25 protein-coding genes are annotated in these 14,103 nt (G+C 47.0%); all 25 read left to right on the forward strand.

The window, feature by feature from the left end; all coding sequences use genetic code 11:
* Window positions 1-181: 181 nt before the first annotated feature.
* The 25 genes from M3194_RS29600 (at window position 182) to secY (ending at window position 14,076) form a co-directional block, all read left to right on the forward strand.
* On the forward strand, window positions 182-1,237 hold the full coding sequence (locus M3194_RS29600) for an ABC transporter substrate-binding protein (protein ID WP_251657732.1): 1,056 nt from the start codon (window positions 182-184) through the stop codon (window positions 1,235-1,237).
* Window positions 1,238-1,306: 69 nt separating this feature from the next.
* On the forward strand, window positions 1,307-2,221 hold the full coding sequence (locus tag M3194_RS29605; RefSeq protein WP_311292450.1) for an ABC transporter permease: 915 nt from the start codon (window positions 1,307-1,309) through the stop codon (window positions 2,219-2,221).
* A complete protein-coding gene (locus M3194_RS29610; RefSeq protein WP_251657733.1) occupies window positions 2,221-3,015 on the forward strand; it encodes an ABC transporter ATP-binding protein in 795 nt (264 codons plus the stop codon). The genes M3194_RS29605 and M3194_RS29610 overlap by 1 nt, the downstream gene beginning before the upstream one ends.
* 387 nt (window positions 3,016-3,402) lie before the next feature.
* Window positions 3,403-3,711 (forward strand): 30S ribosomal protein S10, encoded by a 309-nt coding sequence (gene rpsJ / locus M3194_RS29615; RefSeq protein WP_005544556.1) that lies wholly within the window; start codon window positions 3,403-3,405, stop codon window positions 3,709-3,711.
* Window positions 3,712-3,749: 38 nt separating this feature from the next.
* Entirely contained in the window at window positions 3,750-4,373 is a 624-nt protein-coding gene (rplC, locus tag M3194_RS29620; RefSeq protein ID WP_251657734.1) for a 50S ribosomal protein L3, read from the forward strand.
* A gap of 28 nt (window positions 4,374-4,401) precedes the next feature.
* Window positions 4,402-5,025, forward strand: coding sequence for a 50S ribosomal protein L4 (rplD, locus tag M3194_RS29625; RefSeq protein WP_251657735.1), 624 nt, complete (start codon window positions 4,402-4,404; stop codon window positions 5,023-5,025).
* A complete protein-coding gene (gene rplW, locus M3194_RS29630; RefSeq protein ID WP_251657736.1) occupies window positions 5,025-5,318 on the forward strand; it encodes a 50S ribosomal protein L23 in 294 nt (97 codons plus the stop codon). Before rplD ends, rplW begins: the two co-directional genes overlap by 1 nt.
* Window positions 5,319-5,335: 17 nt before the next feature.
* Window positions 5,336-6,166, forward strand: a complete 831-nt coding sequence (rplB, locus tag M3194_RS29635) for a 50S ribosomal protein L2 (protein WP_251657737.1) — start codon at window positions 5,336-5,338, stop codon at window positions 6,164-6,166.
* A 66-nt stretch (window positions 6,167-6,232) separates the two neighbouring features.
* Window positions 6,233-6,511 carry a 30S ribosomal protein S19 gene (gene rpsS / locus M3194_RS29640; protein WP_251657738.1) on the forward strand — a complete coding sequence of 93 codons (279 nt, stop codon included), beginning with the start codon at window positions 6,233-6,235 and terminating at the stop codon, window positions 6,509-6,511.
* A gap of 42 nt (window positions 6,512-6,553) precedes the next feature.
* Complete coding sequence (gene rplV, locus M3194_RS29645; protein WP_015847219.1) at window positions 6,554-6,889, forward strand: 50S ribosomal protein L22; 336 nt, start codon at window positions 6,554-6,556, stop codon at window positions 6,887-6,889.
* Window positions 6,890-6,902: 13 nt separating this feature from the next.
* Complete coding sequence (gene rpsC / locus M3194_RS29650) at window positions 6,903-7,565, forward strand: 30S ribosomal protein S3 (protein ID WP_015847218.1); 663 nt, start codon at window positions 6,903-6,905, stop codon at window positions 7,563-7,565.
* Between the two features lie 2 nt (window positions 7,566-7,567).
* Window positions 7,568-8,002: a 50S ribosomal protein L16 gene (gene rplP, locus M3194_RS29655; protein ID WP_091190717.1), complete on the forward strand. Its 435-nt coding sequence runs from the start codon at window positions 7,568-7,570 to the stop codon at window positions 8,000-8,002.
* Entirely contained in the window at window positions 7,992-8,192 is a 201-nt protein-coding gene (gene rpmC, locus M3194_RS29660) for a 50S ribosomal protein L29 (protein WP_091190718.1), read from the forward strand. The genes rplP and rpmC overlap by 11 nt, the downstream gene beginning before the upstream one ends.
* A gap of 51 nt (window positions 8,193-8,243) precedes the next feature.
* Window positions 8,244-8,507, forward strand: a complete 264-nt coding sequence (gene rpsQ, locus M3194_RS29665) for a 30S ribosomal protein S17 (protein WP_015847215.1) — start codon at window positions 8,244-8,246, stop codon at window positions 8,505-8,507.
* Between the two features lie 48 nt (window positions 8,508-8,555).
* Window positions 8,556-8,924, forward strand: coding sequence for a 50S ribosomal protein L14 (gene rplN / locus M3194_RS29670; protein ID WP_015847214.1), 369 nt, complete (start codon window positions 8,556-8,558; stop codon window positions 8,922-8,924).
* Window positions 8,925-8,995: 71 nt separating this feature from the next.
* Window positions 8,996-9,349 carry a 50S ribosomal protein L24 gene (gene rplX, locus M3194_RS29675; protein ID WP_091190720.1) on the forward strand — a complete coding sequence of 118 codons (354 nt, stop codon included), beginning with the start codon at window positions 8,996-8,998 and terminating at the stop codon, window positions 9,347-9,349.
* Window positions 9,350-9,380: 31 nt separating this feature from the next.
* Complete coding sequence (gene rplE, locus M3194_RS29680) at window positions 9,381-9,923, forward strand: 50S ribosomal protein L5 (protein WP_251657739.1); 543 nt, start codon at window positions 9,381-9,383, stop codon at window positions 9,921-9,923.
* 26 nt (window positions 9,924-9,949) lie between these two features.
* Window positions 9,950-10,135, forward strand: a complete 186-nt coding sequence (locus M3194_RS29685) for a type Z 30S ribosomal protein S14 (RefSeq protein WP_015847211.1) — start codon at window positions 9,950-9,952, stop codon at window positions 10,133-10,135.
* Window positions 10,136-10,166: 31 nt separating this feature from the next.
* On the forward strand, window positions 10,167-10,565 hold the full coding sequence (gene rpsH / locus M3194_RS29690) for a 30S ribosomal protein S8 (protein ID WP_015847210.1): 399 nt from the start codon (window positions 10,167-10,169) through the stop codon (window positions 10,563-10,565).
* A 30-nt stretch (window positions 10,566-10,595) separates the two neighbouring features.
* Complete coding sequence (gene rplF, locus M3194_RS29695; protein ID WP_251657740.1) at window positions 10,596-11,138, forward strand: 50S ribosomal protein L6; 543 nt, start codon at window positions 10,596-10,598, stop codon at window positions 11,136-11,138.
* Window positions 11,139-11,199: 61 nt separating this feature from the next.
* Window positions 11,200-11,568 (forward strand): 50S ribosomal protein L18, encoded by a 369-nt coding sequence (gene rplR / locus M3194_RS29700; RefSeq protein WP_251657741.1) that lies wholly within the window; start codon window positions 11,200-11,202, stop codon window positions 11,566-11,568.
* Between the two features lie 30 nt (window positions 11,569-11,598).
* Window positions 11,599-12,096 (forward strand): 30S ribosomal protein S5, encoded by a 498-nt coding sequence (rpsE, locus tag M3194_RS29705; RefSeq protein ID WP_015847207.1) that lies wholly within the window; start codon window positions 11,599-11,601, stop codon window positions 12,094-12,096.
* 13 nt (window positions 12,097-12,109) lie between these two features.
* Window positions 12,110-12,289, forward strand: a complete 180-nt coding sequence (gene rpmD, locus M3194_RS29710) for a 50S ribosomal protein L30 (RefSeq protein WP_167282884.1) — start codon at window positions 12,110-12,112, stop codon at window positions 12,287-12,289.
* A 44-nt stretch (window positions 12,290-12,333) separates the two neighbouring features.
* A complete protein-coding gene (gene rplO / locus M3194_RS29715) occupies window positions 12,334-12,774 on the forward strand; it encodes a 50S ribosomal protein L15 (protein WP_251657742.1) in 441 nt (146 codons plus the stop codon).
* Window positions 12,775-14,076 (forward strand): preprotein translocase subunit SecY, encoded by a 1,302-nt coding sequence (secY, locus tag M3194_RS29720; protein WP_251657743.1) that lies wholly within the window; start codon window positions 12,775-12,777, stop codon window positions 14,074-14,076.
* The last annotated feature ends 27 nt before the right edge of the window (window positions 14,077-14,103 follow it).

Below are 14,103 nucleotides of genomic sequence, written 5' to 3' on the forward strand. Positions count from 1 at the left end.
AAGGTGCGGCATTAGCCGCGCTTTATGAAAACCCTCTGCCCCGGCAGAGGGTTTTTTTATTTCCAGATAAAACCCACCATTGACGTATATCTTTACATGCCATTAGAATTAATGGATAAGCGTCTATCGACGTTATTTGAAGTATTCAGACAAATATCCTTTTGGGAGGGGCAATCTAGAAATGAAAAAGAAATGGTTGGCACCGCTTGCTTTAGTCCTTTTGCTCGTTACAGCAGCATGTGGGAACAGTGCTAAAAACAATGAAAACAGCACTTCCGGCAATGCGACAGATTCCGCAAATTCGGATGCAAAGAAATCGTACAAAATCTCTATCTCTCAAATTGTTGAGCATCCATCGCTTGATGCAACAAAAGAAGGCTTTCTTGCTGGACTAAAAGATGCGGGCTTTGTTGAAGGGGAAAACTTGACTGTAGACTTTAATACAGCTCAAGGCGATCAAACGAATAACCTGTCTATCGCTCAAAAAATTGCAGGTGCAAAAGCCGATCTGGCTCTTGGGATCGCAACACCGTCCGCACAAGCGCTTGTACAAGCTTACACGAATGCAGGCAACAAAGCTCCAGTATTGTTCGCCGCTGTAACGGATCCGCTTTCCGCAGATCTGGTAACTAATCTGGATGCTCCGGGAGGCAATGTTACTGGTGCTTCCGATACGAATCCTGATGCAGCCATTCAACTGATGGATTTCATCGCAGCTAACTTCCCTGATGTGAAGAAGGTTGGATTGGTTATTAACAAAGGCGAAAGCAATGCGGTTGTTATGGCTGCTACTGCAAAAGAAGCACTCGCCAAACACAACATTGAACTGATTGAAGCTCCGGTTACGAATACTTCCGAAGTTAAACAAGCCGGCGAATCGCTCATCGGAAAAGTGGACGCCATGTACATCACGCTTGATAACGTTGTCGTTTCTGGCGTAGATGCTCTTCTGCAGCTGGCCAAAGAAAACAAAATTCCGTTCTTCTCCAGTGACCGTGATACGGTTGAGAAAGGCGCTTTTGCTACAGTAGGCTTCAAATACTATGATCACGGCTACCAAGTAGGCCAAATGGCCGCTGAAATACTGAACGGTAAAAATCCGGGCGAGATGAAAGTAACAAAGCCGGACAAGCTTGATCTGATCTTGAACCTGAAAGCAGCTGCAGACCAAGGTATTACCGTTACCGATGCAATGAAGTCCGGAGTTAAAGATCCGGATAATAACATTATTCAATAAGAACATGAGAACGGGGTAAACGCTCCTTGCGTTCATCCCGTTCTCTTATTATGTGGAGGAGGTGCCCCGGTGCCAGTATGGTTAAATGGTGCTTTTGAGCTTGGTTTGCTTTATTCTTTAATGGCTCTAGGCGTCTATATTACATTTCGCATCCTTGATTTTCCCGATCTTACGGTTGACGCAAGCTTTACAACCGGAGCAGGGGTAGCAGCAGTTCTGATAACGAACGGCACTTCGCCATGGCTAGCTTGCCTTGCGGCATTTGGCGCCGGAGCTGCCGCGGGTGCAATTACGGGCTTGCTGCACACGAAAGGTAAAATCAACGGATTGTTATCCGGTATTCTTATGATGATTGCGCTCTATTCCGTAAATATGCGGATCATGGGCAAGCCTAACATCGGGCTGATGGGTACGGACATCTCGACTATTTTTTCGGGAGTAAAGGTTCTGGTCCTTATGCCGATCGTTGTTGTCATTATTAAACTGCTTCTTGATTTATTCTTCAAGACGGATATTGGTCTAAGCCTGCGTGCAACAGGGGATAACGAACGGATGATCCGAAGCTTTGGCACGAACACGGATACAACAAAAATTCTGGGTATTGCTCTGTCGAATGGTCTGGTTGCTCTCTCGGGCTCGTTTGTCGCACAACAAAGTGGATTTGCTGATATTTCGATGGGTGTCGGAATGATCGTAATTGGTCTAGCATCGGTTATTATCGGGGAAGCTCTGTTTGGCGCGAAGTCGGTATTCCGTGCAACGCTTGCCGTTGTGCTTGGCTCGATCGTATATCGCATCATCATTGGTCTTGCTTATCAAAGCGACTTCTTCGAGGCATCCGATCTCAAGCTGATCACAGCCGTTATCGTTATTATTGCGCTCGTATTCCCGTCTCTGCAGAAATCGTATAAGCAAAAGAGAATGGCGCAAAAACGCACGGCAGCTCTTTTGAATAGCGTTGATCAGAAGGGGGGCGAACGCTGATGCTCGAAATAACCAAAGTATCAAAGCTGTTTAACCCGGGGACATTAGATGAAAAGACGGCCCTTGTAAATACAAACCTGGCGATGAAGCCAGGCGACTTTATCACCGTTATCGGAAGTAATGGTGCCGGCAAATCGACCTTGATGAATATCATCTCCGGCGTTATGAAGCCGGATACCGGCGAAGTCCGGATCGAGGGCAAGAATATTAGCAATCTGCCGGAGTTCCGCAGAAGCAAATGGATCGGACGCGTGTTCCAGGATCCGATGGCAGGCACAGCGCCTCGCATGTCCATTGAAGAAAATTTGGCGATGGCCTATACACGGGGGAAGCAGCGCGGTTTCTCGCTTAGCATCAACCGTGGACGCCGAGCTATTTTCCGCGAGCAGCTGTCGCGTCTTGGTATTGGCCTTGAGAATCGCTTGAGCGCCAAAGTAGGTTTGCTGTCAGGCGGCGAGCGTCAAGCTTTAAGTCTTCTGATGGCAACCTTCACCAAGCCTCAGATTCTTCTGCTTGATGAACATACGGCAGCACTTGATCCGGCACGTGCAGAGCTAATCACGACGTTGACTGAGACATTGGTTCGCGAGATGAATCTGACAACCCTAATGGTCACTCACAACATGGAACAGGCGATTCGTCTTGGCAACCGGTTAATCATGATGGATAAAGGCAGAATCATTCTTGAAGTGAATGAAGACCGGAAGAAAGATCTGACGGTGGAGCGCCTGCTTGGCGAATTCGAGCAGATCAGCGGCAAAAAGATGGCCGACGATCGCGTCGTTCTTGGCTAAGCACTTACATGAGGAACGCAATGGCGATATTCGCTGTTGCGTTTCTTCTATTATATAGAAGCATATTTACAGGTCAAAAATGGATTTGAGAGTTTGTTCGCAATCGTGTAATATAGGCGGAGTGGAAAACACGGTTCGTCCTGGCGGCGGACGCGGGAAAGTCGAACATAAATCGTTGTTGCGCCAAGCTGAGTAAAGATAGGAAAAGTCATAACTTTTCCCTTGCATTTGCCCAGCTGTTTCGGTATAATATTGACTGTTGGTCTGTGACGTTGCGATGATGTGAGAGGTTGCCGACACACCCGGCCCCTTTGCCATGGGGCATGTGCCGGGTTTTCTCACGGAGTATGTCCGATAAGAAATTGGGCGATAGAAGGAGGGACTTATATGGCAAAGCAAAAGATTCGTATTCGCTTGAAAGCATACGATCACAGAATTCTTGATCAATCCGCTGAGAAAATCGTGGAAACAGCAAAACGTTCCGGTGCAGGCGTATCCGGGCCGATTCCGCTTCCTACGGAAAAGCAAATCATCACTATTCTCCGTGCGGTGCATAAGTACAAGGATTCCCGGGAGCAATTCGAAATGCGTACACATAAACGCTTGATCGATATTGTTAACCCAACGCCGCAAACGGTTGATGCGTTGATGCGCCTGGATTTACCATCCGGTGTAGATATCGAAATCAAACTGTAATAAGCATAATTGATTATTGAAGGAAAAGAGGTGTCAACATGAAAGGTATCTTAGGGAAAAAACTTGGTATGACGCAAGTGTTTACTGCTGAAGGTAACGTCGTTCCAGTAACGGTAATCGAAGCAGGTCCTTGTGTGGTTCTCCAAAAGAAAGATCAAGAGAACGATGGCTATGAAGCCGTACAATTCGGTTTCTCCGATAAGAAAGAAGCTAGAGCGATCAAGCCGGAAATCGGCCACGCGAAGAAAGCTAACACAGCTCCTAAGCGCTACGTTCGTGAAATTCGCGGTATTAACTTGGGCGAATATGAAGTTGGCCAAGAAGTTAAGGCTGATCTGTTTGCAGAAGGCGAATTTGTTGACGTAACAGGTATTTCGAAAGGTAAAGGCTTCGCCGGCGTTATCAAACGTTGGGGACAAAGCACGGGTCCTATGGCCCACGGTTCCCGTTACCATCGTGGTCCTGGTTCCATGGGTTCCATTCAAGCGAACCGCGTACCAAAAGGCAAACACCTTCCTGGTCACATGGGTCATGAGACAGTTACGATTCAAAAACTCGAAATTATCCGTGTAGACGCTGAGCGTAACGTGCTCCTCGTTAAAGGTTCCATTCCTGGTCCTAAAAACGGTTTCGTTAAAGTAAAGCAAACTGTTAAGAACTAATTGCTTATAAAGAAAGGAGGAACAAGAAATGCCTAAAGTTACAGTATTTAACGTGAGTGGTTCTGAAGTTGGTCAAATCGAATTGGCAGACAGCGTATTCGGTATTGAACCTAACTCTCACGTTCTGCATAGCGCTGTAGTGCTTCAGCAAGCTGCTGAGCGCGCAGGCACGCACAAAACAAAAGGACGCTCCGAAGTACGTGGCGGCGGTCGTAAACCTTGGAAGCAAAAAGGTACTGGCCGTGCTCGTCAAGGTAGCATTCGTTCGCCACAATGGGTTGGCGGCGGTACAGTATTTGGACCGACACCACGCTCGTATGGCTTCAAACTTCCTAAGAAGGTTCGCCGTCTGGCGATTAAATCCGCTTTGTCTTCGAAAGTGATCGCTAACGAAATCGTCGTTCTTGATCAACTGGCATTCGCGGCTCCTAAAACGAAGGAATTCGCAGCAATCTTGAACAACCTTAAAGTTGATCGCAAAGCACTTGTTGTTTTGCCAACTTATGATGACAATGTAGCATTGTCCGCTCGCAATATCCCAGGTGTTAAATTCGTCGCTGCTGACGGCATTAATGTTCTGGACGTATTGGTGCATGACAAGCTCATCATCACGAAAGAAGCCGTAGAGAAAGTACAGGAGGTGTTTGCATAATGAAAGATCCTCGCGATATTATCAAACGCCCTGTTATTACGGAGCGCACAAGTGACTTCATGGCGGTTAAACGCTACGTATTCGAAGTTGACATTCGTGCGAACAAAACCGAAATTAAAGATGCTATCGAGCAAATCTTTAAAGTAAAAGTAACGAGCGTTAATACAATGCGTGTTGCCGGTAAGCCGAAACGCTACGGTAAATACAATGGTTATAGACCTGATTGGAAAAAAGCAATCGTTCAGCTTAGCGCTGAGAGCAAAGAACTCGAATTCTTTGAAACGTCTGTTTAGAAAAGGAGGGAAACTAAGTGCCAATTAAAAAGTACAAACCGACATCCCCGGCCCGTCGTAACATGTCCGTTTCGACTTTTGAAGAGATCACAACAAGCACACCGGAGAAATCCTTGCTTGCTCCGCTTTTCAAAAAAGCTGGCCGTAATAACCAAGGTAAAATTACAGTTCGTCACCATGGCGGCGGACACAAACGTAAATACCGTATTATCGACTTCAAACGTACTAAAGATGGTGTTGTAGGTAAAGTAGCTTCGGTTGAATACGATCCGAACCGTACATCCAACATCGCTTTGATTCATTACCTGGACGGTGAGAAAGCTTACATCATCGCACCTAAAGGTCTGAAAGTCGGAGATCAAGTTGTTTCCGGTCCTGATGCTGACATCAAAATCGGTAACGCACTGCCACTGATCAACATTCCAGTGGGTACAGTTATCCACAACATCGAATTGAAACCAGGCAAAGGCGGACAATTGGTTCGCGCAGCTGGTACAGAAGCTCAACTTCTTGGTAAAGAAGGCGACTATGTATCTATTCGTCTGTCCTCCGGTGAAGTTCGTCGCATTCTGAGCACTTGCCGTGCAACAATCGGCTCCGTTGGCAACGAAGATCACGAACTCGTGAAAATCGGTAAAGCCGGCCGTTCCCGTTGGATGGGCAAACGTCCTGAAGTTCGCGGCGTAGTAATGAACCCGAACGATCACCCACACGGTGGTGGTGAAGGCCGTGCTCCAATCGGTCGTAAATCCCCTATGTCTCCTTGGGGCAAACCGACTCTGGGTTACAAAACACGCAAGAAGAAAAAAGCATCGAGCCAATATATTATTCGTCGTCGTACGAAGTAATAATCGCTTGTTTGCAAGCAGCGTGATCATTGGTCGCGCTACGTTTCCGCGAAGGGAGGACTCCAAATGGGTCGCAGTTTGAAAAAAGGTCCGTTTATTGACGGCCACCTGCTCAAAAAGGTCGAGGAATTGAACGAAAGCAACAAGAAAGTTGTTATCAAGACTTGGTCCCGTCGCTCGACAATTTTCCCGCAATTCATCGGACACACCATTGCAGTCTATGACGGCCGCAAGCATGTACCGGTTTATGTAACGGAAGATATGGTTGGACACAAGTTCGGTGAGTTTGCACCGACTCGTACCTACAAAGGCCATGACGATGACAAGAAGACAGGCAAAAGATAAGTTGCCTAGATTATTTTTTTATGTATGAGAGGAGGTTCATCCATGCCAGAAGCTAAAGCGCACGCTAATTTCGTACGCATTGCTCCTCGTAAAGCACAGCTGGTTGCGGACTTGATCCGTGGCAAGCAAGTAGGTGAAGCGATCGCGATTTTGCGTCATACACCGAAATCCGCTTCCCCAATCCTGGAGAAGTTGCTGAACTCTGCTATTGCTAACGCTGAGCATAACTACCAATTGGACGTGAACAAACTGGTTATCACGCAAGCTTTCGTGAACCAAGGTCCGACAATGAAACGTTTCCGCCCTCGTGCAATGGGACGCGCAAGCCGGATCAACAAAAGAACCAGCCACATCACATTGGTTGTATCTGAAAAATAAGGAGGGATAACGTGTGGGTCAAAAGGTAAATCCGGTCGGTCTTCGTATCGGGATTATCCGTGATTGGGAATCCAAATGGTACGCTGGCAAAGACTTCGGCGATCTTCTGTTGGAAGACGTGAAAATTCGTGAATACCTGAAGAACAAACTGAAAGATGCAGCAGTATCCCACATCGAGATCGAGCGCGCGGCTAACCGCGTTAACGTAACGATCAACACTGCTAAACCGGGCATGGTTATCGGCAAAGGCGGTTCTGAAGTAGAAAGCCTTCGTACGGAGCTTGGTAAAATCACTAAAGGCAAAAAAGTACACATTAACATTTCCGAAATCAAACAAGCAGATCTGGACGCTATTCTTGTAGCTGAAAGCATCGCGCAACAACTGGAGCGTCGTGTTTCATTCCGTCGTGCTTTGAAACAAGCGATCCAACGTTCGATGCGCGCAGGCGCTAAAGGGATTAAGACTGCTGTCAGCGGTCGTCTCGGCGGTGCTGAAATTGCTCGTTCGGAAGGCTACAGCGAAGGTACAGTACCGCTTCATACGCTCCGTGCAGATATCGATTATGGCACAGCTGAAGCACATACAACTTACGGCCGTATCGGCGTAAAAGTATGGATCTACCGCGGTGAAGTCCTTCCAGCTAAGAAGAAAGCTCCCCAGGAAGGAGGCAACTAATCATGTTGGTACCTAAACGTGTCAAACACCGTAAGCAACAACGCGGAAGTATGAGAGGTCGCGCTAAAGGCGGCACTGAAGTAGCTTTCGGCGAATACGGCTTGCAAGCTCTTGAACCAACTTGGATTACGAACCGTCAAATTGAAGCGGCTCGTATCGCAATGACTCGTTATATCAAGCGTGGCGGTAAAGTGTGGATCAAAATCTTCCCACATAAACCGATCACTCAAAAGCCTCTCGAAGTTCGGATGGGTAGCGGTAAAGGTAACGTTGAGAAATGGGTTGCAGTCGTGAAACCAGGCAAGATCATGTTTGAACTGGCTGGTGTTTCCGAAGAAGTCGCTCGTGAAGCGATGCGCCTCGCGTCCCACAAACTGCCGATCAAAACGAAGTTCGTGAAACGCGAAGAAGTAGGTGGTGAAGCAAATGAAAGCTAGTGAATTTCGCAACCTAACCTCTGCTGAGATTGAACAAAAAATCGCTGGTTTTAAAGAAGAGCTTTTCAACCTTCGTTTCCAACTGGCAACTGGCCAATTGGAAAGCCCGACACGTATTCGTGACGTGCGTAAGAACATCGCTCGCGCTAAAACCATTTTGCATGAAAGACAACTCGGTATCAGCAGCTAATTTAGCTGTCCTTGACTTAGGGTTACCAAGGTTAAAGGAAGGAGGAAGAACATGAGCGAACGTAATGCCCGCAAAGTTCAAATCGGTAAAGTCGTTAGCGATAAAATGGATAAAACAATCGTTGTAGCTGTTGAAACATACAAAAAACACGATTTGTACCATAAACGTATTAAATACACGAAAAAGTTCAAAGCGCATGATGAGAACAATCAAGCGAAAATTGGCGATATCGTGAAAATCATGGAGACTCGTCCACTTTCGAAAGACAAACGCTTCAGACTGGTAGAAGTTGTTGAAGTGGCAGTTGTCCTTTAAGATGTTATAATCAGTGAATGAGCATTTTCCCGGAAGGAGGACGTTGAAATGATTCAACCATTTACTCGTTTGCGTGTTGCTGACAACTCCGGCGCTAAAGAATTGATGTGTATTCGTGTTCTTGGCGGTACTGGACGTCGCGTAGGCGCTATCGGTGACCTGATCGTATGCTCTGTAAAACAAGCAACACCAGGCGGCGTTGTCAAAAAAGGTGACGTTGTTAAAGCGGTTATCGTTCGTACGAAGCGTGCAGTTCGTCGTAAAGACGGTTCTTACATCGCATTCGATGAGAACGCAGCTGTAATCGTGAAAGAAGATAAGAGCCCGCGCGGTACTCGTATTTTTGGACCTGTTGCCCGTGAGCTTCGCGATAAAGATTTCATGAAAATCGTATCGCTTGCACCAGAGGTTATCTAAGACAAGTACCCTGTGCTTAACAGGGACAGCGATATAGCCTGGAAAGCTTAAGTGAGCAGGAGGTGTAATCAATGCCAAGACTGAAAAAAATTCTTGAATCGCATAACAACAAGCTCCACGTTAAAAAAGACGACACGGTTATCGTCATTTCCGGTAAGGATAAAGGCAAAAAAGGCCGTGTAATCGCTGCGTATCCGCGTGAAAACCGCGTACTCGTAGAAGGCGTGAACTTCGTTAAAAAGCATACTCGTCCGTCCCAAGTGAATCCACAAGGCGGAATCATCGAGCAAGAAGCTCCGATTCACGTTTCCAACGTGATGCACATTGATCCGAAGAGCGGTAAAGTTACTCGTATCGGATACAAAGTGCTGGACAACGGCAAAAAAGTCCGGTTCGCAAAACGTTCCGGCGAAGTGATCGACTAATCGTTACTGTAGGAAAGGAGGTCCATTAATAATGGCAGCAAGATTGAAAGATAAATTTCTTAACGAAATTACGCCTGCATTGATGCAGAAGTTTAACTATACGACTGTAATGCAAGTGCCGAAGATCGAGAAAGTTGTCATCAACATGGGTGTTGGCGAAGCGGTTGCTAACTCCAAAGTGCTTGATGTCGCTGTCGACGAACTTCGTCAAATCTCCGGTCAAAAACCGGTTGTAACTCGTGCGAAGAAGTCCATCGCGGGCTTTAAACTTCGTGAGAACATGCCAATCGGGGTTAAAGTTACACTGCGCGGAGAGCGCATGTACTACTTCCTTGACAAGCTGTTCAACATCTCGCTTCCACGCGTACGTGACTTCCGCGGTGTATCGACGAAAGCATTCGACGGTCGCGGTAACTACACGCTTGGCCTGAAAGAACAACTCATCTTCCCAGAGATTGAGTATGATAAAGTTGATAAAGTTCGTGGTATGGACATCGTCATCGTCACGACGGCAAAAACGGACGAAGAATCTCGTGAACTGCTTACCCAAATGGGCATGCCGTTCACGAAGTAATCCACTTCTAGGAGGTGTAATACCAAGTGGCAAAAACTTCGATGAAAGTGAAGCAACAACGTACACCGAAATTCCAAGTGCGTGCCTATACGCGCTGTGAACGTTGCGGCCGTCCGCACTCTGTTTTGCAAAAGTTTAAAATTTGCCGGATTTGTTTCCGCGAATTAGCATACAAAGGCCAGATTCCTGGCGTTAAAAAAGCAAGCTGGTAATCAGCCTAGTTCGGGAAGGAGGTTAACACAAATGGTTATGTCTGATCCGATTGCAGATATGCTGACGCGCATTCGTAATGCGAATGTTGTTCGTCACGAAACCGTGGAATTGCCCGCTTCGAAAGTGAAGAAGCAAATCGCAGAAATTCTGAAACGCGAGGGCTTTATCCGCGATGCTGAATATATCGAAGACAACAAACAAGGGATTATCCGTATTTTCTTGAAATACGGCCCTAACCAAGAGCGCGTTATCACTGGTCTGAAACGTATTTCTAAACCAGGTCTGCGCGTTTACACAAAATCGACTGAAATCCCACGCGTTTTGGGTGGTCTGGGAATTGCTATCATTTCCACATCCAAAGGGGTTATGACCGATAAAGAAGCACGCCAAGGCAAAGCAGGCGGCGAAGTCGTTTGCTACGTTTGGTAATTAACTAGTCACAAGATTGGAGGTGTAACAATGTCCCGTATTGGTCGTAAACCAATCCAAGTGCCAGCAGGCGTTAGCGTTAACTTGGATAACACGGTTATTACTGTAAAAGGACCGAAAGGATCGCTTACTCGCGAAATTCACAAAGATATGAAAGTGAACGTTGCTGAGAACGAGATCGTAATCGAACGTCCTTCCGATAATAAATTGCATCGTTCTTTGCACGGAACAACTCGCAGCGTCATCGCTAACATGGTGAGCGGCGTTACTGAAGGCTTCTCGAAAAACCTGGAGCTGGTAGGCGTAGGTTACCGTGCGAACAAAACTGGCGATAAGATCGTTCTTAACGTTGGTTATTCCCACCCAGTGGAGATTGCACCTGAAGCCGGTATTGAGTTCGAAGTTCCAGCGAACACGAAAATCACTGTTCGCGGTATCGATAAAGAGCGCGTAGGCGCTGTTGCTGCTCAAATCCGTTCCGTACGTGAACCAGAGCCTTACAAAGGAAAAGGTATCAAGTACGAAGGCGAACGCATCATCCGCAAAGAAGGTAAAGCTGGTAAGAAGAAATAAGCAGTCTGATTGGGCTGCTTAAAATAGCGGTATAAGGCAGAAGGAAAGGAGTGAACCTTGAATGATTACGAAAGGCGATAAAAACAAGGCTCGTCTGAAAAGACACTTGCGTGTTCGTAAAAAAATCAACGGAACTGTAGCTCGTCCACGTCTCTCGGTTTTCCGTTCGGCGAAACATATCTATGTTCAATTGATCGATGACGTACAAGGCGTAACGCTTGCATCCGCGTCCACTGTTGACAAAGAACTGGCAACGTCCATCGGCAACGGCGGCAGCGTAGAAGCAGCTCGTAAAGTTGGCGAATTGATCGCAAAACGCGCTCAAGCGAAAGGGGTAACCCAAATCGTATTTGACCGCGGTGGTTACTTGTATCATGGCAGAATTCAGGCGCTTGCTGATGCAGCACGCGAAGCTGGTCTGGAATTCTAGTCGAATTTACTTATAAGGAGGTTAATCGACTTGCGTGTAGATCCAAATACGTTAGAACTGACTGAAAAAGTTGTCCACATCAACCGCGTTGCTAAAGTTGTTAAAGGCGGACGTCGTTTCAGCTTTAGTGCGCTCGTAGTTGTCGGCGACGGCAAAGGCTACGTAGGCGCAGGGATCGGTAAAGCGGGCGAAGTACCAGATGCGATTCGCAAAGGTATCGAAGACGCTAAGAAAAACCTGATCCACGTTCCACTCGTTGGAACAACAATTCCACACCTTGTAGTTGGACATTTCGGTGCAGGTGAAGTTCTCCTGAAACCGGCTTCCAAAGGTACTGGTGTTATCGCCGGCGGCCCTGTTCGTGCCGTGCTCGAACTGGCTGGTGTAGGCGATATCTTGACGAAATCGCTTGGTTCTTCGAACTCCATGAACATGGTAAACGCAACGCTTGAAGGTCTTTCCCGTCTGAAGCGCGCGGAAGATGTTGCGAAACTTCGTGGAAAAACAGTCGAAGAGCTGTTAGGTTAAGGAGGGGTATAGGATGGCAAAATTGCAAATCACCCTCGTTCGCAGTTTGATCGGCCGCAACGAGAAACAACGTGCTACTGTTGAATCCTTCGGTTTGAAGAAAATTCGTCAATCCGTTGTTTTGAACGACAGCGAAGCTGTTCGCGGCATGGTTAATGCTGTAAGCCACTTAGTTAAAGTTGAAGAAGTTTAAGCAACTTGCTTGCTATATGAAATAAATAAGGAGGTGCAAGAACGATGAAATTGCATGAACTCGCACCAGCACCAGGCTCCACGCAAGTGGGTAAGCGCAAAGGTCGCGGTATTGGCTCCGGCAACGGTAAAACTGCAGGTAAGGGTCATAAAGGTCAAAACGCTCGTTCCGGCGGCGGTGTACGCCCTGGTTTCGAGGGTGGCCAAAACCCATTGTACCGTCGTTTGCCGAAACGTGGTTTCAATAACCGTTTCCGCACGGAATATGCTATCGTGAACATTGAAGAGTTGAATAACTTTGCAGCAGGTACCGAAGTTACTCCAGAAGTTCTTATTGAGCAAGGGATCATCAAAAATCCTTTGGCGGGCATTAAGATTTTGGGTAGCGGCGAAATCAAGGTTCAATTGACTGTTAAAGCAAACAAGTTCTCTCAATCTGCGGTAGAGAAAATCCAGGCTGCCGGCGGTAAAACCGAGGTGATCTAATTGTTTAACACCGTGTCCAACATTTGGAAAGTGGCGGATTTGCGCAGGCGGATCCTCTTCACCCTTTTCATTCTGCTTGTTTATCGCATCGGAGCATTTATTCCGGCGCCAGGCGTTAACAAAGATGTATTCAAACAGATTGACCAAACCGGTGTAAATCTGTTCGGTTTGCTTAACACGTTCTCCGGCGGTGCGCTTTTCCAGTTCTCAATCTTTGCGATTGGTATCGCTCCTTACATTACGGCTTCGATCATCGTACAGCTGTTATCAATGGACGTTATTCCTAAATTCGCGGAATGGGCGAAGGAAGGCGAGAACGGGAAGAAGAAGCTCGCGCAGATTACACGTTACGGCACGGTTATCCTTGGTTTATTGCAAGGTTTTGCAACAGCAATCGGCTTTAATCGTCAATACAACTACGAAATGGTTCCAGGTGCGAATTTTGTAGATTACTTGCTCATCGCTCTCGTACTGACAGCGGGCGTATCATTCCTGATGTGGCTTGGCGAGCAAATTACGGAGCGCGGTATCGGCAACGGTATCTCGATTCTGATCTTTGCCGCAATCGCAGCAAGCATTCCGCAACATATTCGTACGATCTACCAAACAGAATTTGCTGCTCAAGACGGCAACCTGTTCTGGAGCATCGGTAAAGTTGTGCTCATCGCAGTGGCGATTATTCTGATTATTGTTGGGGTTATCTTCGTACAACAAGGTATCCGTAAAATTCCGGTTCAATACGCTAAACGCGTTGTTGGACGGAAAATGTATGGTGGTCAATCGACTCACATACCTATGAAAGTGAACGGTGCAGGTGTTATTCCGGTCATTTTCGCAATCTCGTTATTGATGTTCCCTGCAACAATCGCTCAATTCTGGGCTGGTGCCGCTTGGGCAGATTGGATCATGCATAACCTGACATACACTGAGCCGCTTGGCATGGTGCTGTATGTTCTGCTGATCATCGGGTTCACGTTCTTCTATACATTCGTACAGATCAATCCGGTACAAATGGCGGATCAGATGAAGAAGAACGGTGGTTACATCCCAGGCATTCGTCCTGGTAAACCGACGTCCTCTTATTTGACTCGCGTATTGTCGCGGATTACGCTGACGGGTGCGATTTTCCTGGCCGTTATCTCCTTGTTGCCAGTGGTATTCGGCGAAATCGCCGGATTGCCTGCTTCGGTAAGACTTGGCGGTACCTCGCTTCTTATCGTCATCGGTGTTGCGCTTGATACGATGAAGCAAATCGAGAGCCAGTTGATAAAACGCCATTACAAAGGGTTTATCAATAAATAACAATAGGTTCCGACCGGGATTCCGTAA

The sequence above is a fragment of the Paenibacillus glycanilyticus genome, from assembly GCF_023715145.1.
GTDB classification, from domain to species: domain Bacteria; phylum Bacillota; class Bacilli; order Paenibacillales; family Paenibacillaceae; genus Pristimantibacillus; species Pristimantibacillus glycanilyticus_A.